This is a genomic window from Martinezella sp. CNPSo 3959 (assembly GCF_057784355.1).
The window spans coordinates 85,201-110,203 of the sequence record NZ_JBXSOV010000007.1; the positions used below are offsets into that span (position 1 = coordinate 85,201).

The 25,003-nt window shown below is 59.6% G+C and carries 25 protein-coding genes and 1 pseudogene; 6 read left to right on the forward strand and 20 right to left on the reverse strand.

The features are described 5' to 3' along the window. Positions 1 to 259 precede the first annotated feature (259 nt). A complete protein-coding gene (locus AC13RE_RS16765; RefSeq protein WP_112398567.1) occupies positions 260 to 529 on the reverse strand; it encodes a DUF2934 domain-containing protein in 270 nt (89 codons plus the stop codon). Positions 530 to 855: 326 nt separating this feature from the next. On the opposite strand from AC13RE_RS16765, the gene AC13RE_RS16770 reads away from it, so the two are divergent. The 3 genes from AC13RE_RS16770 (at position 856) to AC13RE_RS16780 (ending at position 4,187) form a co-directional block, all read left to right on the forward strand. Next, the gene (locus tag AC13RE_RS16770; RefSeq protein ID WP_488482668.1) at positions 856 to 2,319 is read left to right on the forward strand and encodes a phospholipase D-like domain-containing protein; all 1,464 of its coding nucleotides are present in this window, start codon (positions 856 to 858) and stop codon (positions 2,317 to 2,319) included. A 123-nt stretch (positions 2,320 to 2,442) separates the two neighbouring features. Beyond that, a complete protein-coding gene (locus tag AC13RE_RS16775) occupies positions 2,443 to 3,285 on the forward strand; it encodes an endonuclease/exonuclease/phosphatase family protein (RefSeq protein ID WP_488563765.1) in 843 nt (280 codons plus the stop codon). Positions 3,286 to 3,389: 104 nt separating this feature from the next. Further along, on the forward strand, positions 3,390 to 4,187 hold the full coding sequence (locus AC13RE_RS16780; RefSeq protein ID WP_488563766.1) for an NAD-dependent epimerase/dehydratase family protein: 798 nt from the start codon (positions 3,390 to 3,392) through the stop codon (positions 4,185 to 4,187). Positions 4,188 to 4,190: 3 nt separating this feature from the next. On the opposite strand, the gene AC13RE_RS16785 is transcribed toward AC13RE_RS16780, so the two are convergent. The 15 genes from AC13RE_RS16785 to AC13RE_RS16855 form a co-directional block, all read right to left on the reverse strand. After that, positions 4,191 to 5,237, reverse strand: coding sequence for a sulfate/molybdate ABC transporter ATP-binding protein (locus AC13RE_RS16785; protein WP_132718081.1), 1,047 nt, complete (start codon positions 5,235 to 5,237; stop codon positions 4,191 to 4,193). 11 nt (positions 5,238 to 5,248) lie between these two features. Further along, positions 5,249 to 6,121: a sulfate ABC transporter permease subunit CysW gene (gene cysW, locus AC13RE_RS16790; protein WP_488482666.1), complete on the reverse strand. Its 873-nt coding sequence runs from the start codon at positions 6,119 to 6,121 to the stop codon at positions 5,249 to 5,251. Beyond that, entirely contained in the window at positions 6,111 to 6,968 is an 858-nt protein-coding gene (cysT, locus tag AC13RE_RS16795; RefSeq protein WP_015342835.1) for a sulfate ABC transporter permease subunit CysT, read from the reverse strand. Before cysT ends, cysW begins: the two co-directional genes overlap by 11 nt. Positions 6,969 to 6,974: 6 nt before the next feature. After that, positions 6,975 to 8,003, reverse strand: a complete 1,029-nt coding sequence (locus tag AC13RE_RS16800; RefSeq protein WP_488482664.1) for a sulfate ABC transporter substrate-binding protein — start codon at positions 8,001 to 8,003, stop codon at positions 6,975 to 6,977. A 160-nt stretch (positions 8,004 to 8,163) separates the two neighbouring features. Next, a complete protein-coding gene (locus AC13RE_RS16805) occupies positions 8,164 to 8,619 on the reverse strand; it encodes a PTS sugar transporter subunit IIA (RefSeq protein WP_112337311.1) in 456 nt (151 codons plus the stop codon). Between the two features lie 99 nt (positions 8,620 to 8,718). Then, positions 8,719 to 9,411 carry a response regulator transcription factor gene (locus tag AC13RE_RS16810; RefSeq protein ID WP_132718074.1) on the reverse strand — a complete coding sequence of 231 codons (693 nt, stop codon included), beginning with the start codon at positions 9,409 to 9,411 and terminating at the stop codon, positions 8,719 to 8,721. After that, positions 9,408 to 12,119, reverse strand: coding sequence for a DUF4118 domain-containing protein (locus AC13RE_RS16815; protein WP_488563767.1), 2,712 nt, complete (start codon positions 12,117 to 12,119; stop codon positions 9,408 to 9,410). Before AC13RE_RS16815 ends, AC13RE_RS16810 begins: the two co-directional genes overlap by 4 nt. Before the next feature lie 59 nt (positions 12,120 to 12,178). Then, positions 12,179 to 12,784, reverse strand: a complete 606-nt coding sequence (locus AC13RE_RS16820; RefSeq protein ID WP_488482661.1) for a K(+)-transporting ATPase subunit C — start codon at positions 12,782 to 12,784, stop codon at positions 12,179 to 12,181. 12 nt (positions 12,785 to 12,796) lie between these two features. Beyond that, complete coding sequence (kdpB, locus tag AC13RE_RS16825; protein WP_488563768.1) at positions 12,797 to 14,884, reverse strand: potassium-transporting ATPase subunit KdpB; 2,088 nt, start codon at positions 14,882 to 14,884, stop codon at positions 12,797 to 12,799. Between the two features lie 48 nt (positions 14,885 to 14,932). Next, positions 14,933 to 15,094: a hypothetical protein gene (locus AC13RE_RS16830; protein ID WP_488482659.1), complete on the reverse strand. Its 162-nt coding sequence runs from the start codon at positions 15,092 to 15,094 to the stop codon at positions 14,933 to 14,935. 11 nt (positions 15,095 to 15,105) lie between these two features. Next, a complete protein-coding gene (kdpA, locus tag AC13RE_RS16835) occupies positions 15,106 to 16,809 on the reverse strand; it encodes a potassium-transporting ATPase subunit KdpA (protein WP_488563769.1) in 1,704 nt (567 codons plus the stop codon). A gap of 27 nt (positions 16,810 to 16,836) precedes the next feature. Continuing rightward, a complete protein-coding gene (gene kdpF / locus AC13RE_RS16840) occupies positions 16,837 to 16,926 on the reverse strand; it encodes a K(+)-transporting ATPase subunit F (RefSeq protein WP_041678183.1) in 90 nt (29 codons plus the stop codon). A gap of 511 nt (positions 16,927 to 17,437) precedes the next feature. Next, positions 17,438 to 18,448: a zinc-dependent alcohol dehydrogenase family protein gene (locus AC13RE_RS16845; RefSeq protein ID WP_488563770.1), complete on the reverse strand. Its 1,011-nt coding sequence runs from the start codon at positions 18,446 to 18,448 to the stop codon at positions 17,438 to 17,440. A 318-nt stretch (positions 18,449 to 18,766) separates the two neighbouring features. After that, positions 18,767 to 19,765: a Tim44 domain-containing protein gene (locus AC13RE_RS16850; protein WP_488563771.1), complete on the reverse strand. Its 999-nt coding sequence runs from the start codon at positions 19,763 to 19,765 to the stop codon at positions 18,767 to 18,769. A gap of 159 nt (positions 19,766 to 19,924) precedes the next feature. Further along, complete coding sequence (locus tag AC13RE_RS16855) at positions 19,925 to 20,146, reverse strand: hypothetical protein (protein WP_488563772.1); 222 nt, start codon at positions 20,144 to 20,146, stop codon at positions 19,925 to 19,927. A gap of 355 nt (positions 20,147 to 20,501) precedes the next feature. Between AC13RE_RS16855 and AC13RE_RS16860 the strand changes: the two genes are divergently transcribed. Continuing rightward, complete coding sequence (locus AC13RE_RS16860) at positions 20,502 to 20,780, forward strand: HU family DNA-binding protein (protein WP_015342821.1); 279 nt, start codon at positions 20,502 to 20,504, stop codon at positions 20,778 to 20,780. A gap of 251 nt (positions 20,781 to 21,031) precedes the next feature. Here AC13RE_RS16860 and AC13RE_RS16865 read toward each other — a convergent pair whose 3' ends face one another. From AC13RE_RS16865 to AC13RE_RS16875, 3 genes and pseudogenes are all read right to left on the reverse strand, one after another. Further along, the gene (locus tag AC13RE_RS16865; protein ID WP_488563773.1) at positions 21,032 to 22,129 is read right to left on the reverse strand and encodes an FUSC family protein; all 1,098 of its coding nucleotides are present in this window, start codon (positions 22,127 to 22,129) and stop codon (positions 21,032 to 21,034) included. A 221-nt stretch (positions 22,130 to 22,350) separates the two neighbouring features. After that, positions 22,351 to 22,913 (reverse strand): annotated as a pseudogene (locus AC13RE_RS16870) (DUF1269 domain-containing protein). A gap of 51 nt (positions 22,914 to 22,964) precedes the next feature. Then, positions 22,965 to 23,255: a hypothetical protein gene (locus AC13RE_RS16875; RefSeq protein WP_112603924.1), complete on the reverse strand. Its 291-nt coding sequence runs from the start codon at positions 23,253 to 23,255 to the stop codon at positions 22,965 to 22,967. A gap of 279 nt (positions 23,256 to 23,534) precedes the next feature. Between AC13RE_RS16875 and AC13RE_RS16880 the strand changes: the two genes are divergently transcribed. Next, positions 23,535 to 23,801 carry a hypothetical protein gene (locus AC13RE_RS16880; RefSeq protein ID WP_488482651.1) on the forward strand — a complete coding sequence of 89 codons (267 nt, stop codon included), beginning with the start codon at positions 23,535 to 23,537 and terminating at the stop codon, positions 23,799 to 23,801. Positions 23,802 to 23,864: 63 nt separating this feature from the next. Beyond that, the gene (locus AC13RE_RS16885; protein ID WP_132718053.1) at positions 23,865 to 24,344 is read left to right on the forward strand and encodes a pyridoxamine 5'-phosphate oxidase family protein; all 480 of its coding nucleotides are present in this window, start codon (positions 23,865 to 23,867) and stop codon (positions 24,342 to 24,344) included. A 74-nt stretch (positions 24,345 to 24,418) separates the two neighbouring features. Here AC13RE_RS16885 and AC13RE_RS16890 read toward each other — a convergent pair whose 3' ends face one another. Beyond that, positions 24,419 to 24,643: a hypothetical protein gene (locus AC13RE_RS16890; RefSeq protein WP_488563774.1), complete on the reverse strand. Its 225-nt coding sequence runs from the start codon at positions 24,641 to 24,643 to the stop codon at positions 24,419 to 24,421. Between the last annotated feature and the right edge of the window lie 360 nt (positions 24,644 to 25,003).

Here is a 25,003-nt window from a genome sequence, read left to right on the forward strand (position 1 = left end):
CATTGGCAAAACAGGCAACGCAGCACGCCGCAACGATTGCGGCAATGGTCATTTCCCTATCATCGATGTCGCTACGACCCATTGCTAAGCTCCCTTCGCAATTCGTAGCATCGATGTGTGACAACTATGTCGCGCAGGAGAGCCAAATCACCGGAATTATTGCAAATATTCCGCCGGCCGTTGTCTTTTGAAAGAGAGAGGGCCTGCCGTTGCCAACAGGCCGCTCCTGTCTCCGCCACACTCTTAAGACCGACACGCCTTACACCTTCGGCGCTACAGCCTTCTTCGGCGTTTTCTTCGCGGGTTTGGCCGACTTCTCCTCGGCAACAGCCGCCGCAGCGACCGCCGTCTTGCGCTTCGCTTTTGGCTTGATATCGATCGTGCTGCCGTTTGCTACAGTCTTTTCAAGCGCAATACGCTCGCTGCTCGCCTGCGCCCAGTGCTCGGCGTCGCGTCCCGAAGGATGACCTTCCTCTTCCCATATGGCGTATGCGCGTTTCTTGATCCATTCGTCCCGAGGTTCCAACATCTGCTGTTCTCCGTTCGCATCATTGAACATGGTTTTGATGAACAATGCCCGTTCTTGAAATGCGGGCTTTACGCCTCCCCCGAGCAGTCAAGACACTAGGTCAAGCGTTCTTCGGTCTCGACTCTCGAACCGCAGTGGTGCTTCAAACGAAAGACAGATTTACCGTGGGGGACGGTAGCGAAGCAGCCGAAGCACCCTAACTATGAAGGCGGTGACAACGGGGTTCAATTAAAATTATCTAATAGGATGAATTTTCGCACCGATAGCCTTCTGATGACCGCAAGCCGGCTCATTGCAGCTTTTGCGCGCAAGGATATACTTGCATCATGATCGACCTCGTGGCCGCCCATTGGGGCCAAATTCTCGCCGTCCTTTCCATCGCGATGGGGGCCGCCGCTGCAATCCATGCAGCCATGACCAAAGAGGATGTCCGCGCCGCGATCGGCTGGGTCGGCGTCATCATCCTCTCCCCCATCATCGGTGCCGTCCTCTATGCTGTCGCCGGCATCAATCGCATCCGCCGGGCCTCCCTCAGCTCGCAGCGAGACGCGCTCTTTCGCAAGGATGCGAATGGCGAGCTCTCCAGCTTCGACGCGGATGACGGCGAGGTGCGGCGGCTCTTCGGCGAACGTTTCGGCTCAATGAAGACGCTCGGCGACCGTGTCGTCCGTTACACGATGAGCACCGGCAATACGATCGAGATGCTGACGAACGGCGATGTCGCCTATGCCGCGATGAAAGCCGCAATCGATGGCGCCGAACGCAGCATCCTGATGGAAACCTATATTTTCGATCGCGATCCGATCGGCCTTCGCATCGCCGATGCCCTGATTGCCGCGACCAAACGCGGCGTCAGCGTCCGCGTGCTGATCGATGCCGTCGGCGCCCGCTACTCCGTGCCGAGCATCATGGGCTATCTTCGTCAGGGCGGCGTCCAGGTCGACGTCTTCAACGGCAATGTCATCATCGGCCTCCGGTTGCCCTACGCCAATCTGCGCACCCACCGTAAGATCCTCAGCATCGACGGGCGAATTGCCTTTACCGGCGGCATGAACATACGCCAGGGTTTTACGCGCGAATTCGCTCGCGATCACTGCGCCCGCGACATGCATTTCTGCGTCACAGGCCCGGCAATCGCCGATCTTTTCAATACCGCAGCCGAAGACTGGCGTTTTACCACGGGCGAGGTCCTGAACGCCCCGGAATGGCGAATTGCCGCCCCTTCCAACGAGCCGGGTGCCCCAGTCTTTATGCGGGTCGTCGCCTCCGGCCCGGATCGCAGCGTCGAGACCAATCATAAGATGCTGATTGGTGCGCTGTCGGTGGCGCGCAAATCCATCCGCATCATGTCGCCTTATTTCCTGCCCGATCGAGAACTGATCAGCGCTCTGGTGACAGCAGCCCGGCGCGGCGTCGAGGTCGATATCGTCGTGCCGACAGCCAATAATCTCGTGCTCGTCGACCGAGCCATGACAGCGCAATTCGACCAGATGCTGAAAAATTACTGCCGCATCTGGCGCGCAGAAGGCGCCTTCAACCATTCCAAGCTTTTGGCCATCGACGGCATCTGGGCCTACGTCGGCTCTTCCAATCTGGATCCGCGCTCGCTGAGGCTCAATTTCGAGGTGGATCTCGAGGTGCTCGATCGCGGCTTTGCCGGCACGATCGATGCGCATATCGGCGCAATCCTCGAAACGGCGCATCCGGTCGATCTCGAAAAGCTTCGGGCGCGGCCCTTCATCGTCAGACTTGTCGAAAAGGTGCTTTGGCTCGGTTCGCCCTATCTCTGACGCTCGCTCGGCCGAACAATCTGGCCTGGTCGCAGCCTTTTTACATGACAAGGCCAACGATCGCTTCTTATACTCTTTCCCATGTGCCCGACATGGTCTGATTAAGGAACGGTCGACGGATAGATGCGAAAGAAGAAAGAGAGCCTCCGTGCGAGCATTCTGGAAAGCCTGAAGAACCGCAAGAAATCGCGCCCCAAGCCGGCTGGCGGCAAGGTGGACCGACCGGAAGGCACATTGATCGCCTCCTACAATGTCCACAAATGCGTCGGCGCCGACCGCCGCTTCGATCCGGAACGCACCAGCCGCGTCATTCATGAAATCGATGCCGATATCATCGGCTTGCAGGAAGCCGACACCCGTTTCGGGGAACGCACGGGTATCCTTGATCTGCGCCGCCTCGAGCGGGAAACAGGGCTTATTCCGGTGCCGATCTCCGGCGTCACCAAGGCCCATGGCTGGCATGGCAATGTCGTCCTTTTCAAGCAGGGCACGGTTCGCGATGTCCATCAGATCAATCTGCCCGGGCTGGAGCCGCGCGGCGCACTCATTGCCGAACTGGAATTGGCGCGCGGCGGAAGCCTCAGGATCATCGCCGCACATCTCGGCCTGCTACATCGTTCTCGTGCGCAGCAGACGCGTCTGATCGTCGATCTCATGAATGACGGCAGCGAGATGCCGACCATCCTGCTTGGCGATCTCAATGAATGGCGGCTGGGCGATCGCTCATCGCTCAATACCTTCCAGGCCGCCTTCGGCCCGCTTCCCCCTGCTGTTCCGAGCTTTCCCTCGACGTTGCCACTCCTGGCGCTCGATCGCATCATGGCAAATCGCCGCGGCATGATCTCCGCGGTCGAGGTGCATGATTCACCGCTGGCGCGCCTGGCGTCGGATCATCTGCCCATCAAGGCAGTCGTCAGTCTCGAAACGTTCGACAACGACGCGCAGCGACATCCACAGACAGCCTAGACTTTATCGACATGCTTCATGTTGATCCCACCGATATATGTGATGACGGGCGAAGGACCATCTTATAGGCTGCCCGCCGAATTGACCGATCCGGGAGACAATCCATGCTGAAGACTTTGTTGCTGACTGGCGCCGCCGGTGGCGTCGGGCAGGCGATCAGGCCGCTTCTGTCGCAAATTGCCGAGAATGTCGTTTTATCCGATCTCACGCCGATAAGCGACTTGCGTCCGAACGAGCGTTTCGTCGCTTGCGATCTCGCCGACCGTGGCGGCGTCGAGGCGATGGTCAAGGGTGTGGACGGGATCATCCATCTCGGCGGCATTTCGGTCGAGAAGCCATTCGATCTGATCCTTCAAGGCAACATCGTCGGCCTCTACAATCTTTATGAAGCAGCGCGTGCCGCCGGCAAGCCGCGCATCGTTTTTGCAAGCTCCAATCACACGATCGGCTTCTACCGTCGCGACGAGCGGATCGACAACAAGGTGCCGACACGGCCGGATTCGCTCTATGGCGTCTCAAAAGTATTCGGCGAGGCGGTCGCCAGCCTCTACTTCGACAAGTTCGGCCAGGAAACGCTTTCGGTACGTATTGGTTCGTGCTTCCCCGAGCCGCGCAATACGCGCATGCTCGCCACCTGGTTCAGCATCAGGGATTTCGTCTCGCTGTGCGATTGCGCCTTCAACGCCCCGCGTCTCGGCCACACGATCGTCTACGGTGTCTCGGACAATGACGAGCAATGGTGGGACAACGGCAACGCAGCCTTCCTCGGCTGGAAGCCGCGCGATAGCGCAGCGCCGTGGCGGGCCGAAATTCTGTCGAGAACACCCGCTGAGGATCCAAACGATCCCGCAATCGTCTATCAGGGCGGCGGCTTCGTTTCTGCCGCTCACCCCGAGGACTGATCGTCAGACACCGTTGCGAAACAGCTTCCAGCGCGTTGGCCTGAAGGCGATGCGGTTGCGATCCAATGCATCGGCCTTGTTCGGCGGCAGTTCGATCTCGATAGGATCGTGCTCGGCGCCGATATTGATCTCAAGATGGCGGGTGCCTGCCACGCGCCTGCTGGCAACGAGCAGCCCCGCGATCGCGCTGCCATCGCCGTCGCGGATCTCGATATCGTGGGGTCGGAAATAGAGATAGGCTTCGCCATCGGGCTCATGCGGCGTGCTGAGCCCCAGCGGCTTGTCATCGAACCAGATCTCACCGCTGGTGATGCGCACCTTGAGACGATTGGACTGACCGATGAAGCCATAAACGAAAGGCGAGTTCGGCGTGTCGTAGATCTCGTCCGGCGTGCCGACCTGTTCGATCGCGCCCTTATTGAGCACGACGACGCGATCGGCGAGCTCCAGTGCTTCTTCCTGGTCATGGGTCACGAAAACGGTGGTGTGGCCGGTGCGGTCGTGAATCTCGCGCAGCCATTTGCGCAGATCCTTGCGCACCTGCGCATCGAGAGCCCCGAAGGGCTCGTCGAGAAGCAAGACATTCGGCTCCACGGCCATGGCCCGCGCCAGCGCAACACGCTGCCGCTGGCCGCCTGAAAGCTGCGTTGGATAGCGCTTCTCCAGGCCATTTAGCTGCACCAGTTCTAGCAGCTCCGTTGCACGGCGGCGGATTTCATCGCGCGGCGGGCGCCGCGATGCCGAGCGAACCTTCAGGCCGAAGGAGATATTGTCGAGCACCGTCATGTGCCTGAACAGCGCATAATGCTGAAACACGAAGCCGATATTACGCTGTTGGACGGTCTTCAGCGAAGCATCCTCTTCGCCAAAGAAGATCTTGCCCTCCGTGGGCGTTTCCAACCCGGCAATCAGGCGTAGCAGCGTCGTCTTGCCAGAGCCAGACGGCCCGAGAAGCGCGATCAGTTCGCTCGAGCGGATATCCAGGGACACGTCATGCAATGCGGGAAAGCGACCGAATTCCTTACGCAGGTTTTGAACGCGAACTTCCATTAAGAATTCCTTCAGTGACGCCGGCTGGCTGCGATCTCTTCGCTATAGCGCATTTCCAGCAGCGTCTTCAGTATCAATGTGACAAGGGCAAGCAGAGCCAGGAGCGTAGCAACGGCAAAGGCCCCAGAGAAATTATATTCGTTATAGAGAATCTCGACCTGCAGCGGCATGGTATTTGTTTCGCCGCGAATGTGGCCGGAGACGACCGAAACGGCGCCGAACTCACCCATGGCGCGGGCGTTGCAGAGCAATACGCCGTAAAGCAGGCCCCATTTGATGTTCGGCAGAGTGACATACCAGAAGGTCTGCCAGCCATTCGCCCCAAGCGAAAGTGCGGCCTCCTCGTCTGCGCTACCCTGCTCCTGCATCAGCGGGATCAGTTCGCGCGCGACGAAGGGAAAGGTGACGAACATCGTCGCCAGCACCAGCCCTGGAACCGCAAACAGGACCTGAATACCGTGGCTCTGCAGCCAAGGGCCGAGTGTGCTGTTCGAATTGAACAACAGCACGAAGACCAAGCCCGATATAACCGGCGACACCGAAAAGGGCAGATCGATCAGCGTCGTCAGTAAGGCCTTGCCCTTGAATTCGAACTTGGCGATCGCCCAGGCGGCGGCAACGCCGCAGACAAGATTCAACGGCACACTGATACCGGCAACGATCAACGTCAGCCGGATGGCCGCAAAGGTCTCCTCGTCGACGAGAGCTTCGAAGAAGGTCTCGATCCCCTTGCGGAATGCCTCGACGAAAACGGCGGCGAGAGGCAGAAGCACCATCAGCGTCAGGAACGCGAGCGAGATCAATATGAAGACGATGCGCGCAAGCCGGCTTTCGGTTATGACGGAATGACCCGTTTCGACTGGTGCAGAAAGATCATGCGCCATAGCCATACCTCCTTCTGCTCCAGGACTGGATGAGGTTGATGATCAAAAGCATGGTGAAGGAAATAAATAGCATCAACGTCGCAATCGCCGTCGCTGCCGAATAATTATATTCCTCCAGGCGAATGACGATGAGCAGCGGCGCGATTTCGGAAACATAGGGCTTGTTGCCGGCGATGAAGATGACCGATCCGTATTCGCCGGCCGCGCGCGCGAATGCCAATGCAAAACCCGTCAGAGCGGCAGGTGCGAGGCCCGGCAGCAGCACGCGGGTTATCGTCTGGAAACGCGAGGCACCAAGGGTCGCCGCCGCCTCCTCGACTTCGCGGTCGATCTCCTCCATGACCGGCTGTGCCGTGCGCACGACGAAAGGCAGGCCGACGAAGATCAACGCGATGACGATGCCCACGGGCGTGAAGGCGATCTTGATGCCGAGCGGCGTCAGGAACTGACCAATCCAGCCATTCGGCGCGTAGAGCGTCGTCAAGGCAATACCGGCGACTGCCGTCGGCAGAGCGAACGGCAGATCAACCATGGCATCCAGGATGCGCTTACCCGGAAAGCGGTAACGCACCAGTACCCAAGCCAGGATAAGTCCGAGCACGGCATTGACGAGCGCGGCGATGAAGGCGCCGCCGAAGCTCATGCGCAGCGCATAGAGCGTGCGCACATCAAGAGCCAAAGCCCAGAAATTCTGCCAGCCGAGGGCGCTGCTCTTCCACAGCAAGCCTGACAGCGGAATGAGAACGATGAAGATGAGCCAAGCCAAGGTAACGCCGAGCGCCAATCCGAAGCCCGGAATGACGCTCGGCTGCCGTAACCGCCACCGTTTGCGGGTTATAGAATGCATTCAGTCTTATTGTCCCGGCTTATAGATCTGATCGAAGACGCCCCCGTCAGCGAAGAATTTCGGCTGAGCTTGAGACCATCCGCCAAAGTCGTCAATAGTTGCGAGCTTCAGGGACGGGAAACGAGCGACATCCTTCGGATCGGCTGCTTCCGGCTTGATCGGCCGGTAATAGTGCTTCGCAGCGATCTTCTGACCTTCATCCGAGTACAGGTAGTTGAGATATGCTTCCGCGACCTTGCGCGTACCCTTCGTGTCGACATTGCCATCGACGACGGCAACCGGGGGATCGGCGCGGATCGAAACGGACGGTGTTACGATTTCGAATTTATCGGGGCCGAGCTCGTCGAGCGAGAGATAGGCCTCGTTTTCCCAGGCGAGCAGGACATCACCAAGACCACGCTGCACGAAGGTCGTCGTCGCGCCACGCGCTCCGGTGTCGAGGACCGGAACATGCTTCAGGAGCTGCCCGACATAGTCCTGCGCCTTGGTATCATCGCCGCCATTGGCCTGCTTGGCCCAGGCCCATGCCGCCAGAATGTTCCAGCGGGCGCCGCCCGATGTCTTCGGGTTCGGCGTGATGACTTCGACGCCGTCCTTGACCAGATCCCCCCAGTCCTTGATGCCCTTGGGATTGCCCTTGCGCACCAGGAAAACGATGGTCGAGGTATAGGGAACGGAATTGTTCGGGAACTTGGTCTTCCAGTCGGCGGGAATCTTGTGCGTCGCCTTGGCGATCGCATCGATATCGCCTTCAAGGGCGAGCGTCACGACATCGGCATCGAGACCGTCGATAACCGAGCGGGCCTGCGCGCCGGAACCACCATGCGAAGCCTTGATATTGATGGTTTCACCCGTGTCCTTCTTCCACTTGGCAGCAAAGGCCGTGTTGAAGTCCTTATAGAGTTCACGGGTCGGATCGTAGGAAACATTAAGAAGCGTCTTGTCCGCCGCCCAGGTCGGCGCGATGGCCGCGATCGAGAAACTGCCGATCAGAACTGCCGTGGCGAGAAGCCGTGAAAGCTTTATCGTCTGCATGATACACCCCCTTCGTTTGTCCTTAAACCCTACCAACTTGGTCGTATAAAGTAACGAAGACAGTTCCCGTTTTCGGCAACCGTGGAGAACAGCATCCCATAGAATCCAGAAAAGTGAAATCACATTCCTGAATGACATCAGACGCGCAACGAGTGCGTCGTCAGCAAATTGTGTCGGACATAAAGACGGAATAGAGTTCGTCAGCGCTCTTTGTCTGCCGCATCGCCGTCAGAACGCCTTCCGTGCGCAAACGCCTCGCGATCGCGGCAAGCACGTTCAGATAGTCGCTCCGGCCACCCTCTCCGAACAACAGCACGAAAGCCCATTCCGTCGGCACGTCGTCGATGGCTTCGAAATCGACGGGATGTGCAAAATGCACCATCAGTCCCCGAGGCCTCGTCATGGCAGCGATGGCGGCATGCGGAACCGCAACGCCATTGCCGATCCCCGTCGTGCCCAATTTTTCGCGCGTCTCCAACGCCCGCAGGACCACTGCCTCGTCCAGGCCAAAGCAATGGGCTGCCTTCGACGACAGCATCTGCAATGCCCGCCATTTCGTCGGAGTGGAGACGCCGACGAAGACGTGTTCGGGAAGAATGATCGTGGAAAGGTCCATGGTCGCACTCAAAGTCCGGCAATAAATTCTGAAATGGCATTCATCGCCACAAGTCTGAGGCCAAATCGCCTCGATAATGGGCTCGAAATCTCCGCCGCCTCAATCAGGCTCACGCAGCCGGTAGCCGACGCCTGTCTCGGTGGTGATATAGCGTGGCTGATCGGGAATCTCTTCGATCTTCTGCCGGAGCTGACGCACATAGACGCGCAGATACTGCACATCGGCCGCCGGCCCCCAGATCTGCTTCAGCAGGAACTGATGCGTCAGGACCTTGCCGGCATGCTGGGCAAGCACGCGCAGGATGTCGTATTCCTTCGGCGACAGCTTGATCTCCCTGCCATCGACCTTGACGATGCGCTTGACGAGATCGATGGAAAGGCCGCCGGTCTGGAAAATCGCCTTTTCGCCCTGCTGCTGCAGGCGATGGCGCAGCGCCACACGGATGCGGGCAGCAAGTTCGTTGACGCCGAAAGGCTTGGTCACATAATCATCGGCGCCGCTCTCCAGCGCCTTGACGATACCAGCTTCATCGGTGCGGCTCGACAGAATGACCACCGGGATCTGCACCCCATCCTCACGCCATTCCAAAAGCAGGTCCTGGCCGGATTTGTCGGGCAAGCCGAGATCGAGCACGATCAGATCGGGTTGATCCTCGGTGACCGATACCCGAGCCGATGCGGCGCTCTGTGCCTCGTTGACGACGTAGCCTTGGGCACCAAGACCGACGCGCAGCAATTTGCGGATCGGCGGCTCGTCATCGACGACGAGAATCTTGACGGCGGTGGTGTTCATTTCAATTCATCCAGCTTCAGGACATCTGTTGGTTTCGGCAGGCGGATGGTGAAGACCGCTCCCTGCCGATCCGTTCTGTTACCGGCGGCAATCGTGCCACCCATCGCCTCGATGAAACCGCGGCAGATGGACAGGCCAAGACCGGTTCCGGCGCGCACCTGATCGCCCTTGCGTACGCGGTAGAATGTATCGAAGACGCGCTCGAGGTCGGTGGGCGGAATACCCGGTCCCTCGTCCATTACCCGGAAGACAATGTTGTCGATATCGGACCAGGCCTCCAGCCGAATGGCCGATCCTTCCGGCGCATATTTGGCGGCATTGTCAAGCAGGTTGAAGAGCACTTGCTCGAACAGCACCGGATCGACCTTCACCATCGACAGATCGACGGGCATCTGCACGTCGATACGGTGATGCGCCAGGATCTTTTCCGCCCGCCGCAGCGCGCTGCCGACAATGTCGCCGGCATAATGCAGGGCATAATTCGGCTCCATCGCACCGGATTCGATCTTGGTCATATCGAGAAGATTGGCGATGAAGCGGTTGAGGCGCTCGGATTCGTCGATGACGGTCGAGAGGAGATCGACGCGATCTTCGTGCGGCAGGGTTTCCAGATAATCGCGCAAGGTGCCTGCCGCCCCAAGGATGGCAGCGAGTGGCGTTTTCAGATCATGCGAAATCGAGGTCAGCAACGCCGAGCGCAGCCGGTCCGCCTCGACGGCGAGTTTCGCCCGGTCGACATCGGCAACCAGTTGTACGCGCTCGATGGCAAGAGCCGCCTGATCGGCGAGCGCGTCGAGCAGCCGCTGTTGCTCCGGCGTCAAGAGCGGGCCGTCGCGCCGGTCGCTATCGAGACCGATGACGCCCACGGCAGTGCGGCCGGTGCGCAGGGGAACGTAAAGACGTTTGGCGCCAGGCAAGGTATCGGCGCCGCGGCCAGCGGCATGATTATGCTCCCAGGCCCAGCGCGCCGCCGCAATATCGGCATCGTCGAGCGTATCGTCAGGCGGATAGCCCGCCCTGACGGCAATCGTGCCACGTTCGGGAAGAAGCAGCACGACCCGCAGTTTCAGCATCGACGCCAATTGAAAGGCGGTTGCCCAGAGAACATCGTCCAGTGTACCCGTGCCGGCAAGCTTCTTGGAGAAAAGATAGAGGTCTTCCGTCGTTCGCGCCCGTTGCCGCGCCGCCACCGCCTGGCGCTGCACCGTCGCCGTGAGGTTACTCGCGATCACCGCGACACCGAGGAAGAAAAAGAAGGCAAGCACGCTTTCGGGATCGCTGATCGTCAGTGTGTAGCGCGGCGGCAGGAAGAAGAAGTTGAAGGCAAGAGCGCCGAGAAAACAGGAATAGAGCGCCGGGCGCAGGCCCTGCGTCACCGCGCTCGCCAGAACCGCCATCAAGAAGACGAGCGCCAGATTTCGCACATCCAGCACCTGGTCGAGGATGACGCAGAAACCGAGCGCGATGGCGACATAGAGCGTTGCCAGGACATAACCACGAAGCTGGAAAGGCGGCGGCGAAGGCGCCACTTTGACACCCCGCCTTGCAGCCTCGCCATCCGCTTCGCTGCCGGAAATGACATGGACGCTGATGTCGCCGGCCCTGCGGATGAGATCGTAGGATACCGAACGCCGCGACCAGTCGCGCCAGGAGCCGATTTTCGGCGAGCCGATGACGATGTGGGTGACATTGTTGCTCGCCGAATGGCGAAGCAGTTCCTCCGCCACCTCGCGGCCTGGAAGCGTGATAGCTTCACCGCCGAGCTGTTCGGCGAGCCTGAGTGTTGCGGCAATCGTATCGCGCTGCGCCTCGCTCAAGCTGATCGAGCGGTTGGTTTCGACATAGACGGCTGCCCAGGGGGCCCGCAGGCGCGCGGCCATGCGGGCGGCATAGCGGACCAACGATGCCGAGCGCGGATGATGATCGATGGAAACAAGCACACGCTCGCCGGCAGCCCAAGGTCCTTGGATCGCGTGCGCCTGCATATGGGTCAGGAGCTGGTCGTCGACGCGCTGGGCGGTGCGTCGCAGCGCCAGTTCGCGCAACGCCGTCAGGTTGCCCGGCGTGAAATAGTTGGTCAGCGCCCGCTCAGCCGTCTTCGAGACATAGACCTTGCCGTCATGCAGCCGCTTGATGAGATCATCCGGCGTCAGATCGATGATCTCGACATCATCTGCCATGTCGATGATCGAATCCGGCACCGTCTCGCGCACGCGGATGCGAGTAATCTGCGAGACGACGTCATTCAGGCTTTCGACGTGCTGGATATTCAGCGTCGTATAGACGTCGATCCCACGGTCGAGAAGCTCCTTCACATCGAGATAGCGTTTGGGATGCCGGCTGCCATAAGCATTGGTATGGGCAAGTTCGTCGACAAGCACCAGTTCGGGGCGGCGCTTCAGGATGGCATCGAGATCCATCTCCTCGAGCGCCCTGCCCTTATAGTCGACATTGATGCGCGGAACGATCTCGAATCCTTCAAGCAGGGCCTGCGTCTCGCGGCGGCCATGGGTCTCGACGACGCCGATCACAACATCGACGCCGTCGGCGATCTTCGCCCTGCCTGACATCAGCATCTCATAGGTCTTGCCGACGCCGGGTGCCGCTCCTAGGAATATCTTCAACCGTCCGCGTGTTTCCGCCCGCGCCTTTTCGAGAAGCGCATCGGGAGAAGGCCTGCTCAACATGTCGCGGCTTTCATCTGCCATTCGCGGATCGTCTTTCCTGATAAGGTTGAGACGGCGCTAATCGCCTCAACCTCTTCAACTCATTGAGTCATAGAAGCATCGAGCGCCTGGTTCAATGCCAGCACGTTGACCACAGGTTCCCCGAGAACACCGAGCTCTCGCGGCTCGATGGCCGCATCGACAAGCGATTTGACCTTGGCCTCATCCATGTTGCGGGCCTTGGCGACGCGCGGCACCTGGAAATAGGCATCCTCAGGCGAGATGTGCGGGTCGAGACCGCTACCCGATGTCGTCACCATGTCGATCGGAACCGGCACGTTCGGATTCTGAGCCTGCAGCGTTGCGGCATCGCCCTTGATGCGTGTCATCAGAGCCGAATTGGTCGGACCGAGATTGGAACCACCGGAATTGGCGGCATTATAGGGCGCGGAAACCGATTTAGTCGGGTCATTCGGATCGGCGCCGGTCGTGGCCGAGGGACGACCGTGGAAATATTTATCCGACGTAAAATTCTGGCCGATAAGGCTGGAGCCGATCACCTTGCCGTCCTTCTCCACCAGGCTGCCATTGGCCTGATGGGGAAAGAGCGCCTGTGCGACACCGGTCATGGCAAGCGGATAGGCAAGGCCGGTCAGGACGGTCGTGGCGACGATCATGACGATCGCGGGTCTGATTTGTTTCAACATGAGAGAAACTCCTTAGGCAAGGCCGATGGCGGTAATCGCCATGTCGATGGCCTTGATGCCGATGAAGGGAACGATGATGCCGCCGAGGCCGTAGATCAGCAGGTTGCGGCTGAGCAACGCGCCGGCGCCGATCGGACGGTAGCGAACACCCTTCAGCGATAGCGGGATCAGCGCGACGATGATGAGCGCGTTGAAGATGATCGCCGAGAGGATGGCGCTCTGCGGCGTTGCCAGTCCCATGACGTTCAGCATCTTCAGCTGCGGATAGAAGGCGATGAACATCGCCGGGATAATGGCGAAATACTTCGCAATATCGTTGGCGATGGAGAAGGTCGTCAGCGCACCGCGCGTCATCAGCAATTGCTTGCCGATCTCGACGATCTCGATGAGCTTCGTCGGGTCGCTGTCGAGATCGACCATGTTGCCGGCTTCGCGGGCGGCAACGGTGCCGGTATTCATGGCGACGCCGACATCGGCCTGAGCGAGCGCCGGCGCGTCATTCGTGCCGTCGCCGCACATGGCAACCAGCTTGCCCTGCGCCTGCTCCTGGCGCATCAGCGCCAGCTTCATTTCAGGCGTTGCCTGGGCAAGGAAGTCGTCCACGCCGGCTTCTGCGGCAATGGCCGCAGCCGTCAGCGGGTTATCGCCGGTGATCATGACCGTGCGGATACCCATGCGGCGCAGTTCCGCAAAACGCTCGCGGATGCCGCCCTTGACGATATCCTTGAGATGAATGACGCCAAGCAGGCGGCCGTCACGGGCAACGGCAAGCGGCGTGCCGCCGGCCTTGGCAATCTCATCGGCGATCGCCTGCAGCTCACGCAGCATTTCGCTCGATGTGCGGGATATGACCGCAGTACCTTCGTGGCTGCCATTGGCAGCACCTTCGACATAGGCGACGACAGCATCGACCGCACCCTTGCGGATCGAGGAACCATCCAGATCGACGCCGCTCATGCGGGTCTGAGCGGTGAAGGGAACGAAGGTCGCCTTCAGGCTCGTCATATCGCGGCCGCGGATCGCATATTTCTCCTTGGCAAGCACGACAATCGAGCGGCCCTCCGGCGTCTCATCGGCAAGGGAGGCAAGCTGGGCGGCATCGGCGAGATCCTGCTCGCTGACGCCCCGAACCGGGCGGAAGGCGGTTGCCTGACGGTTGCCAAGCGTAATCGTGCCGGTCTTGTCGAGGAGCAGCGTATCGACGTCGCCGGCGGCCTCGACTGCGCGGCCCGACATGGCGAGCACGTTGAAGCGCACCAGGCGGTCCATGCCGGCGATACCGATCGCCGAAAGCAATGCGCCGATAGTGGTCGGGATCAGCGTGACGAAGAGCGCAACGAGCACGACGGTCTGGATCGAACCGCCGGCATAGGCGGCAAAGCTCGGGATGGTAACGGTGGCGAGCACGAAGATCAGCGTCATGCCGGCCAGCAGGATGTTGAGCGCGATTTCGTTCGGCGTCTTCTGCCGTTCCGCGCCTTCGACCAGCGCGATCATACGGTCGATGAAGGTCGAGCCGGCTGCCGCCGTGATCCGCACGCGGATCTCATCCGAGAGAACCTGCGTACCGCCCGTCACAGCCGAGCGGTCGCCGCCCGATTCACGGATGACAGGTGCGGATTCACCGGTGATTGCGGCTTCGTTGACGGATGCTACGCCTTCGATGACTTCGCCATCGGACGGAATGATATCGCCGGCTTCCACCAGAACGACATCCCCAACCTTGAGGCTGGTGCCAGGCACCATCTTGTAATCGGTACGGCTGTTGCCGACGAGCAGCTTCGCCTGGGTTTCGGTACGCGACTTGCGCAGCGAATCCGCTTGCGCCTTGCCACGGCCTTCAGCAACGGCTTCGGCGAAATTGGCGAACAATACCGTGAACCAAAGCCAGATATTGATCTGCAGCGAGAAGCCGAGATTGCCGCCGCCGGTAATGAGGTCGCGGAGGAAGAGAACGGTCGTCAGCATCGAAACGACGGCGACCACGAACATGACGGGGTTCTTGGCGAGGGTGCGCGGGTTCAGCTTCGTGAACGAAGCGCCGATCGCCGGAACGAGGATGCGAGAATCCAGAATACTCGCTGATTTTAACTGGCTCATAAGAGGCTCCAGCGTGAAGAGGAAAACGTCAGATCGGAACGCTGCCGATCAGCCGATCAAAAATCCGAAGACGACAAGGCCGAGGAACAGTGCAGCCATCGCCAGCAAGATGGCGTCGGATGCGCAGGCCATCCCGGCCGGACCACGCCCCCTGTCGAAGGGGCGTGGGTCGATAGCTTTTCTAAGCCTGGCCAAAAGCAGGTGGCTCATGACAGTGATCCCTAGAAGGTCTGGCCGGCGATCATCGACAGATGTTCGACGATCGGTCCGAGCGCCAGCGCCGGGAAGAAGGTCAGGCCACCCACGATCAGGATCGTGCCGACGAGTAGACCGACGAAGAGCGGTCCATCCGTCGGGAAGGTGCCGGCCGAGGCAGGAACCGTCTTCTTGGTGATCAACGAGCCGGCAATCGCAAGCGCAGGAACGATGACCAGGAAGCGGCCGATCAGCATGACGATGCCAAGCGTGGTGTTGTACCAGGGGGTGTTGGCCGACAGACCGGCAAAGGCCGAGCCGTTATTCGCTGCCGCGGAGCTGTAGGCATAGAGGATTTCAGAGAACCCATGCGGGCCGGAATTGCCGATAGCGGCGACTGCCGATGGCAACACTGCGGAGATCGCGGTAAAGATCAGCATCCCGAAGGGGAGGCAAAGTACGGCGAGCATCGCCATCTTCACTTCCTTGGCCTCGATCTTCTTGCCGAGATATTCCGGCGTGCGCCCAACCATGAGGCCGGCGACGAAGATCGCAATGATAACGAACATCAGGATGCCGTAGAAACCGGCACCGACGCCGCCGACGATGACTTCGCCAAGCTGCAGGTTGATGAGGGGGATCAGGCCGCCGATCGCCGTGAAGCTGTCGAGCATGCCGTTGACCGCGCCGCAGGATGCTGCCGTGGTAATGACGGCGAACAGCGAGGATGCGGCAAGCCCGAAGCGCACTTCCTTGCCTTCCATATTGCCGCCCTGGACACCGAGCGCATGAACAAGCGGATTGCCTGCTGCTTCGGCCCAGTAGGTGACGATAACGCCAGCGATGAAGAGCGTTCCCATTGCTGCCAGGATCGCCCAGCCCTGACGCTGGCTGCCGACCATGCGGCCGAAGACGTTCGTCAGCGCAGCACCGATGGCGAAGATCGCCAGCATCTGGATGAGGTTGGAGACCGCATCGGGGTTTTCGAAGGGGTGCGCCGAGTTGGCATTGAAGAAGCCGCCGCCATTCGTGCCGAGCATCTTGATGGCAAGCTGCGAAGCGACGGGACCGACGGCAATCGTCTGCTTGGCGCCTTCGAGTGTCGTCGCGTCAACATAGGGGCCGAGCGTCTGCGGCACGCCGAGATAGACGAAAGCAATCGTCAGCACGATGCAGATCGGCAACAGGACGTAGAGCGTCGCGCGGATCATATCGACCCAGAAATTGCCGATCGCCTTGCCGGAGGCGCGCGCGAAAGCACGGATCAGCGCGATGGCGATCGCGATGCCAGTTGCCGCGGAAACGAAGTTCTGCACCGTCAGACCGGCCATCTGCACGAGGTAGGACATCGTGCTTTCGCCGCCGTAATTCTGCCAATTGGTATTGGTGACGAAGCTCGTTGCCGTGTTGAAGGACAGCTCAGGTCCGACGGCGGTCATGCCGGCCGGATTATACGGCAGGCTGCCTTGCAGGCGCTGCAACGCGTAAAGAACGAGAAAGCCGGCGAGGCTGAACAGCAGCATGGAAACCGAATAGGTCGTCCAGTGCTGCTCTTCGCGCTCATCCGTGCCGGCCAAACGATAAAGCCCCCGTTCCATAGGACGGAGGACGAAGGAGAGGAAGGTACGCTCGCCGGTAAAGACATGTGTCATGTAACCGCCGAGCGGTTTGACGAGCAGGAGAAGGATCCCGATGTAAATGAGGATCTGAAGCCATCCGTTGAAGGTCATGGAGGTAACTTTCCCTATGAAGCGCTGTTAGAAGCGCTCGGGGCGAATGAGAGCGTAGACCAGGTAGACGGTGAGAAAGATCGTCACGCCGCCACCGAGAATGTAATCGAGAAGCATTGCCGTCTCTCCGACTAGAGGCTGTCGCAGGCCTTGGTGTAAGCGACGCAAAGGAGGAAGAATAAAACGCCGATCCCGACAAGAAGAATGTCCATCATCGATCGCGATTCCTTGATTGTTATTGTTGAATGCAGAAACGATGGAGAGCGCCCTTGCTCAGGGCGCCTCTTTTTTCCTGCCGACCAGAAAGATCACTTGGGGTGCATCTTCCGAACACAATATGCGACCGAACCGCATTAAGGTTCGAGACGGCGGGAAAGCGGAAGATATAAAAATCTTATAAATGCCGGTGCGGATGATGACGGCCTGAAAGTCTGTTCATATGCGAAGCAGATGCCGGCCTGTGCTGCTCAACTCGTTCGAAGAGTCAGCCCGTCCGACGATTGGAGTCCCTGATCGATGAAGACCGGACCGATAGCACGCCGCGAATGGACACCCTCATCAAAGTGCCTGTCCAGCTTGATCCGGCGCGGCTCCACCGGTCCCGTTCGCACATGAATGTGAGCGGCGCTCAGGGCCGGACTATGACCTTGATTTCGCCGGCCAGCGGCGCGCTGCCAACCACGCTTGCGACGTCTTCAAGGCCGATCGTCTTCGTAACAAGCGAATCCAGCTCCAGAATCCCGCTTGCCACCATGGCGGCGGCGCGAGCGTGGGTGAAGGGATTGAGATAGGCCGGCCTGACCTCAACCTCATTGACGAGCAGATCAAACGGCAGAATGGGCACTTCGAGGCCTGCCGGCGTTACACCGAAGAGGACGAAAGCACCGCCGCGCCGCGCCATCCGAACGCCGCTCTGAAGCGTTTCGGGAACGCCGGCGCATTCTATGATGACGTCAACGCCGCCATGGGTCACGTCCTTGATGGCGGCAACCGCATCGATCGCCGTCGGGTCGAGGGCCAGCGTCGCTCCCAGGCGCAACGCCGCCTCGCGCCGCGACAGCTGTCTCGTGACAAGGATGATCTGGTCTGCGCCGGCCAAACGGGCCAGTTGGACCATGAGCAGGCCGATGACGCCGCCGCCCAATATGGCAACGCTATCGCCCGGACGGATTTGTGCCTTGTCGATGGCATGGATGCAGCAGGCCAGCGGCTCGCAGAAAGCGCCATGGACGGGATCGAGATCTGGGGGCAGCGTGAACGCCTGACCGCAGGGAACCGCAACATAGTCGGCAAAGCCGCCATCCCGCGTCACCCCGATAGCCGCGAGGTTGGCGCATAGATTCGGCCGCCCACGCCGGCAGGCAGGACAGGTACCGCAGGCAATATTCGGATCGACCGTGACGAGTTCTCCGCCTACAAATGACGAAACACCCTCACCCACCTCTTCCACGCGGCCGCAGAACTCGTGACCCAGGGTCACCGGGATCGCTGTCGGATATTCGCCCTTGTACATGTGCCGGTCGGACCCACAGATGCCGGCGGTGAGAACCCGGACGATGATCTCTCCCGGCCCGGCGCTCGGCTTCTCGACCATGCGCATGGTCATATCACCGATCGCTTCCAAACGGACTGCCCTCATTCGCCTCCTCCAAGCATAAGGTTTGATTCTTGCGCTACTGCGCTGCTCCCATCCACACTATAGCACTCAATGGCGCGCGTAGCCGCTCCATAGCCGATGCGCTAGACGCTCGAGGAAGCACCAAAGCACTCACCTGAGAGTTGTCTCATATTGGCATTGGAGAACTTTGAAAAAGACGAATGGCCTTCGGACAGCGCCGCGACCGAAAAGGCGCAAATAAAACCCAAGCCCCGCCTTGCGAGGACTCGTGTCTGCGCCGGACCAGCCGATTGCCCCGGCTTCCGCGCGGGGCAATCTCCAACTGGCTTCCGTTCAAGTTTAATGCTGGCCGGTTCCCTGGATCGCCGAAAGCTTCCAGTCCGAACCCGGCTTGCGCACGAAGGTCCAGAGTTCCGTCGTCTCGGAAGGATTGCGGTCGTCGCCATCCACAAGCTTTCCGGTCGTGCGATCGACCATCGCGTCGATGCTCGAGTAACGCATTGCAAGCGTTGCGTACTCGGCATCTTCCTCACGCCAGGCCTCGGCGATATCACCCTGCAGCAGGCGCACATCGGAAACGCTGTTACGCACGCCATTGGTAGCGTTCTCACCGAGCTCCTCGGCCAGATAAGACATCGCCTCCGGCGTGGTCAGCCGACGTATTGCCGCATAATCCTCGGCGCCATAGGCTGTTTGGATTTCGGTGAGAAGGTGCTCGAAACGATCGAGATCGGCCTGCTGCAGCCCGATCTCGTCATTGGCTTGGCGCATCTTTTGGGCGGCCGCTGCTCCGCCGCCGATGGACGGGATGGAGAAGGAAGGACGCGGCGATGCGCCGGCATTGTTCATCGGGTTCATATTGTAGGACGACCCAGATCCGGGTGCTGCATATTGCGTGCGCTGCCGGTTTGCGAAGAAGCGCATCGCAAAGCTGATGAGCAGCACGATCAAACCGATCTGCAGCAGCATTCCGAGAAAGCCGATGCCACCGCCGAAACCATGGCCGAGTAGCATGCCGAGAAGGCCACCGGCGATCAGGCCACCGATCATCGACCCGCCGAAGCCGCCGAAAAGGCCCGGACGCTGGGGCGCGCCAAGCGGCGGCTGGGTCGTCGTCTGCTGCGGCGGCCGCTGCGTCATCGACCGATCGATCGGAGCGGCCTGCGTGGGCGCTGTCCTCGTAATGGCCGGGGTATCGAAGGTGCGCGTTCCACGGCTTCCGAAGCCGCTGGATCCAGCCCGGCGCGCATCGGCGGCATCAAAGGTCGCCACGGACGACGCGGCGGCGAGGACGACGATGGTTGCGATCTTGGCAAAGCGCGGCACTGCACTGAACATTGGCTCTCCTGTCATAGGGCAGAAAGACGAATTTGCCTTCATATGGGGATGCCTGTTCGTGATTGTAAGGCTGCGATTTTAAGTTGGCGAAACTTTTGGATTTCAACCAAACCAATCTATCCGTATGCGGATGCTCGGCAGCAACGATCTAAGACGATCCTAATCTTCATCAGCTCTATCGATCAGGCCATCATAGACTTCCATCATTGCGTTGGTGATCGCCTGGCCAAGTGCGTTGCCGGCCGCGCGGACATCGTCGTCCGTGCCGTCCCGTGCTGCTCTTGCCAGTTCAAAGCCCTCACTGCTGATGATCTGCTTTGCGACCTCGATTGCCCACAGTCCGAAATCGCCGCGGTTGTCTATCTTGATCTCGTGTTCCATTGCTTGTTCCATTTATCCATCGTGAGCAAGCCTCTATAGAGCCAACTAGCGAAAGGCCACCCCGATCGCGCCGCCATAGCGGGTGTCCATATGGTGAAAAGATGCGCCGTTGCCCCAAGGTTCCTCCATTTCCGGAGATTCGCCGGCTTCTGCGGATACTCGTTTATCGCTCTCTATCGGCTGCAGGATCAGGTCTTCGCCTGGAAAATCACCCGCGGAAAACCTCCAAAATGGCGCCAATGCGTCGGAACCTGTGGAAATGCAGGCTTTCTCGGCCTTTCATGGCAGAACTCCTCGTGACATTGGGCATCTCCAATGGAAATGATTCCGCCGTTATCAATGCGGGGGAAGCCTCATGACCACTACCAATGAAATTGCAGACAAGATTGCCGCAGATCACAAGCTAACCAAGGCACAGGGCAAGGCAATCGTCGAAGCCGTCTTTGCCGCCATCACCGGAGCCGCGACCTCCGGCGCCGAAACCTCCATTCCGGGTTTTGGCAAGTTCAAGGTCAAGGATACGCCGGAGCGCGAAGCACGCAACCCCGGAACGGGCGCGACCATCAAGGTTGCAGCATCGAAGAAGCTGACCTTCACGCCTGCAAAGGCGCTGAAGGATGCGCTCAACAAATAATCCCTGCTCTGGCCGGCAAGGCCCGTAGGCTCCATGACCGACCCTATCCGCTAGGGCCGGTCATTTGGCGTTCCGTATATAAGCAAATGTTGTTCCACGACCGCAGGCCGTCGAATATTGGAAGGCCCTACTCTTCATCTCCGATCACAACCATCTTGCGGAGCGCGTCGAACGCGCGGAATCGAAAGAGAAGTCGGGGCGTTGATCAGAATTTGATCAACGCCAATACCGAAAATTCAGGCTGCAGCCTTTCAATTGACATTGCTTTCGCGGATGCGGTCGGCGAGATCGAGAAAATTCTGGCGCATGCGTCGCAATGTGAAATCGAGACCGAACAACCGGCCCGTTTCGCTAAATCCCATCGACTGGGCGGCCTCGGAAGTCTGAAGAGTGCTGAACGCGGCGTCAAAAGCCGCGTCGCCTGCCGAAAGCACATCCGGATCGATTTCACCACCGGCACGCAACGCCCGGCCGCATGCCTCCGCAAAGCGGGCCTGTGCCTCCAGCATTCCGCCCGCCTGCGGCCCGATCGCTTCGACAATCGCCGGCGGGAAAGGTGTTTCCACAATGTGGCTGAGATAGGTCATGTCGTTGCGGATGCGCCAGAGCGAACGGGGAATGGCCTCCGAAATTCCCTGTCGTGTCAGCCAGAAGGCGCGCTCGCGCTGCGCGTCGGTCAAAAGCGCTTCCGTCGCCATCAAGGACTGACGCAGGGCGATATTTGCCTCGGTGGCCGATACAGGCTCCCCCTTTTCGACCCCGGCTGCAAGCCTTCGCAAAATCTGCGCCATGACATCGAGCGCCGACCCGAAGCGATCCAACACCATGGTCCGCGAACGCGTCGGCAGGATGAACAGGCTGGCGAGCACGCCGACGACACCGCCCAGGGTAATTTCGGCAATGCGATCGATCACGAAAATCTCGACGGGAACGGCGGCGGAATGCGTCAGCATGACGATCGCGGCCGTCAGTCCGGCATTGCGCAGACGAGGCACGCGCACTGCCACGAAACTTGAAACGCCGACGACGCAGATCAGGGCAATGCCAATCGCAAGCGGCTCCTGCGGCGTGACGAAGACCGCAATACCTCCGAGCACGGCGCCTGCGACTGTCGCAACCAGCCGGTCGAAAGCCGCTCCGGCGGTCGCGCCCACCGACGCCTGCATGACGATCAGGACCGTGAAGACGGCCCAATAGCCCTGCTGGAGATGGAGATGCTGTGAAATGGCATAGGTGATCGTGCACGCGATCATGACCCTTAACGCCTGCAGCGCCGCGCGTTTGGTCTGAATCAGCGATGTTTTGGGTTTTGACGGCGGCTGGCTTTGACGAATTACAGGATCGGTCATCGCGCAAGTTTTCGCCTGGAAACGTGTGCTGACAATGGCCGTTCGGGGCTTGCCCTCTCCCTGCTGCCGCTAGTGAATGACCGCATGACCTACAATGGCAGTATTTGCGCGATTAGGGAAGGCGCGCAGGTAGTGGCGAGCGCGCCGTTCAATCCTTGCGCCACTGTGCTTCCTGAAAGCACAGCCTCCGTCGACGACAGGAGTAGAGACCGGATTTACGTTCAGACGGTGGCGGAAGCCTCAGGCGTCGGTGAGGTCTCGTCGACAAGCACCTGGCGCAGCCGCGCCTCCTGCTCGGGCGACAGCGAGGTGCGCAGCAGCCGCGCATGCTCGCCCTTGAATTCGGCAAGCACCTTTTCCGGCTGAACCTTGCGGATCAGGAGGAAAAGCGCGGAACTCTTCGCCGGAATGGTTTCGGCCAGACGCTTCATGAGATCGTCGTCGATACCGTAATCGGCCATCGATCCGGCAAGAGCGCCGGAGCCGGCACCGATTGCACCGCCGACGACGAGCCCAGCAAGAGGATTGAGGAAAAGCAGACCAACGAGCGAACCCCAGAGAGCGCCCGAAAGACCACCGCTTGCGGCGCCTGCCGCCGTCAGATTGACACTCTGCTTCAGACGAACCTTTCCGGATTCATCACGAACGGCGATGACGGCATCCTCCAGATCGATCAGATATTCTTTTTCGAGCTGAACGAGGCGGTTTCGAGCTGAACGAGGCGGTTCAGGACGGCGTCCGCTTTGTCGGCATCATCGAAACCAAGCACAACAAGTTCTGACATCGAAATCCTCCGGGTCGTGTTGTCGAAACGAGAAGTGAGGCGTGGGGCCTCTTAGTGAACAGCCGTGCTGACCAATCGGTAAGGATGAGTAGCATTGAACTGCGAGATCATTGCGACAGCCTGTTGCAAAAGCCGTTCCGCATTTTCCGGATCGTCGCGGGCAAGCTCGTCTGCATTGACGCGGATCGCTTCCGCCATATTGGTGGACAGGATGGCGAATTGTTTGTTGCCTTCGACGAGGGCCTCACGCGCATTGCCTTCCAATGTCTTCGCAACATCGATGAGAATTTCCTCGCGCTCTTCCACGCTGAGTTCTTCGATGGTTTTTGTTCTTTCTTCCATTTTGGTCACTCCTGAGAGACGTGATTGTGACCGAGCTCATAAAGCCTCGGCTGTCACTCACTTAGGAAGACGCAAATTCGGGTTCAAGGTTCCATTCCGCCCAGCCTTCTGGCCTCCATCGACAAAGGAAATCGGTGTTTGCCTCGCGAGTACGGAACAATGAGCGCGCCGCGCGGTTTGACCGACGTGGCCAGTCGCCCCCGCACCACGGATGGCTCTCTGCCGCGCATCTTCAAAATGACGCGAGACTTCACGGATCAGACGAACAGGATGAGCGAAATGACAGACACGCGACGCGACAATGGCAACTCGAAGACCGAGCATGATGCCACCCGCAATCGCGCTGGATCGGTTCCCGCCGACCAGACCAAAGGTGAGATCGACGCGGCGTCGGAACACGTCAAAGAGCGCGCTCCTGACGACGTGCCCAATATCGAAGCGGAAAAAGAAGCCGTCCGCCAGCATGGCGACGCCTTCGTCGTGAAGAGCGACCTTGACGATGCGGACCAGCGTGAAGCCGCACCGGGCACTCGCGAACAGCCATAGGCCCCTTCATCGGATGATCTCAGCTCAACTCCCTCTCTTTGCAATCAAAACCAGGAGACAGCCATGACGGACACCGACGAGAACGCCCGCGTTTGGGAGCTGGTCGACAAGATCGGCTTTTGCATGCTGACCACGCAAATATCCGGAAGCCTGCGCGCACGGCCGATGGCCGCTCATCCCGAACCGATCGAAAATGCGATTTATTTCCTGACGGATGTCGCGGGCCACAAGGATGAGGAGATCGCGCGCTGGCCGAATGTCTGCCTCGCCTTCGCCGACACCCGGGGTCAAAAATATGTTTCGATATCCGGGACGGCTGAAGTCGGCAACGACCGCGAACGCGTCAGGGATCTCTGGTCCACAGGCGCCAGAGCGTGGTGGGATAGTGCCGACGATCCCTCGATCCGCGTTTTGAAGGTAACGCCTGTCTTCGCCGAATACTGGGATAGTCCCGGCAGCATCATCAGCTACATTAAGATGGCAGCGGCTGCAGTCTCGAATTCGAGACCTGACATGGGTGACAACGCGAAAGTCGAGCTTTAGGAATATTAGAGCCTGCAGCCATGCCGCATAGAGGTGGCGGCATGGCTAGCATCAGGCCTTGAAAACACCAATTGCTACTCTTCCCATTCCTCGTCGTCGGCGGAAAGCAGATCCACCAGCGCAGCCACCTTACCGGCCGGCAGATGGCGGCCCTCGCCGATCAAAGCCTCATCGCTGTTGACCCAAGCCCATGCCTCCGACAGTTCCGTCGGCGTTGCGCCTGTCGCAACGATATCGGCGATAAGGGTCTCGTCGACAGGGCCGAGTACGGTGGTGACGTCTTGCGAGGTCAATGTCATGTCCTGCTCCTCTTCCTGTTTGTCAGACCATGAACATCCCTGAAATATAGAAACGCAGGGATCAACTTCCACCCGCGACCAAGCTGCGGGGACACAAAGTATTTCCGTTAAATAATTGAAGTATCTAGATAAACGCCTTCATTTTCAGCAAAAGAAAATCTTGCCGAGATGAACTGTGTCCAGGCTCGACGGCTTTCTACGAAAAGCAAGGGGAGCGGTCTTGAACGGCTCAGAATGTTGGGCCGGCTGCGCCGCTCTTCAGCGTGAAATAAGCAAAGGCTGCTACGAAAAACGCAATGACGGCCAGGATCGCCAACAAACGCTTGAGCCAGGGAGGCGTTTGTTTCGGCGGTTTCGGCT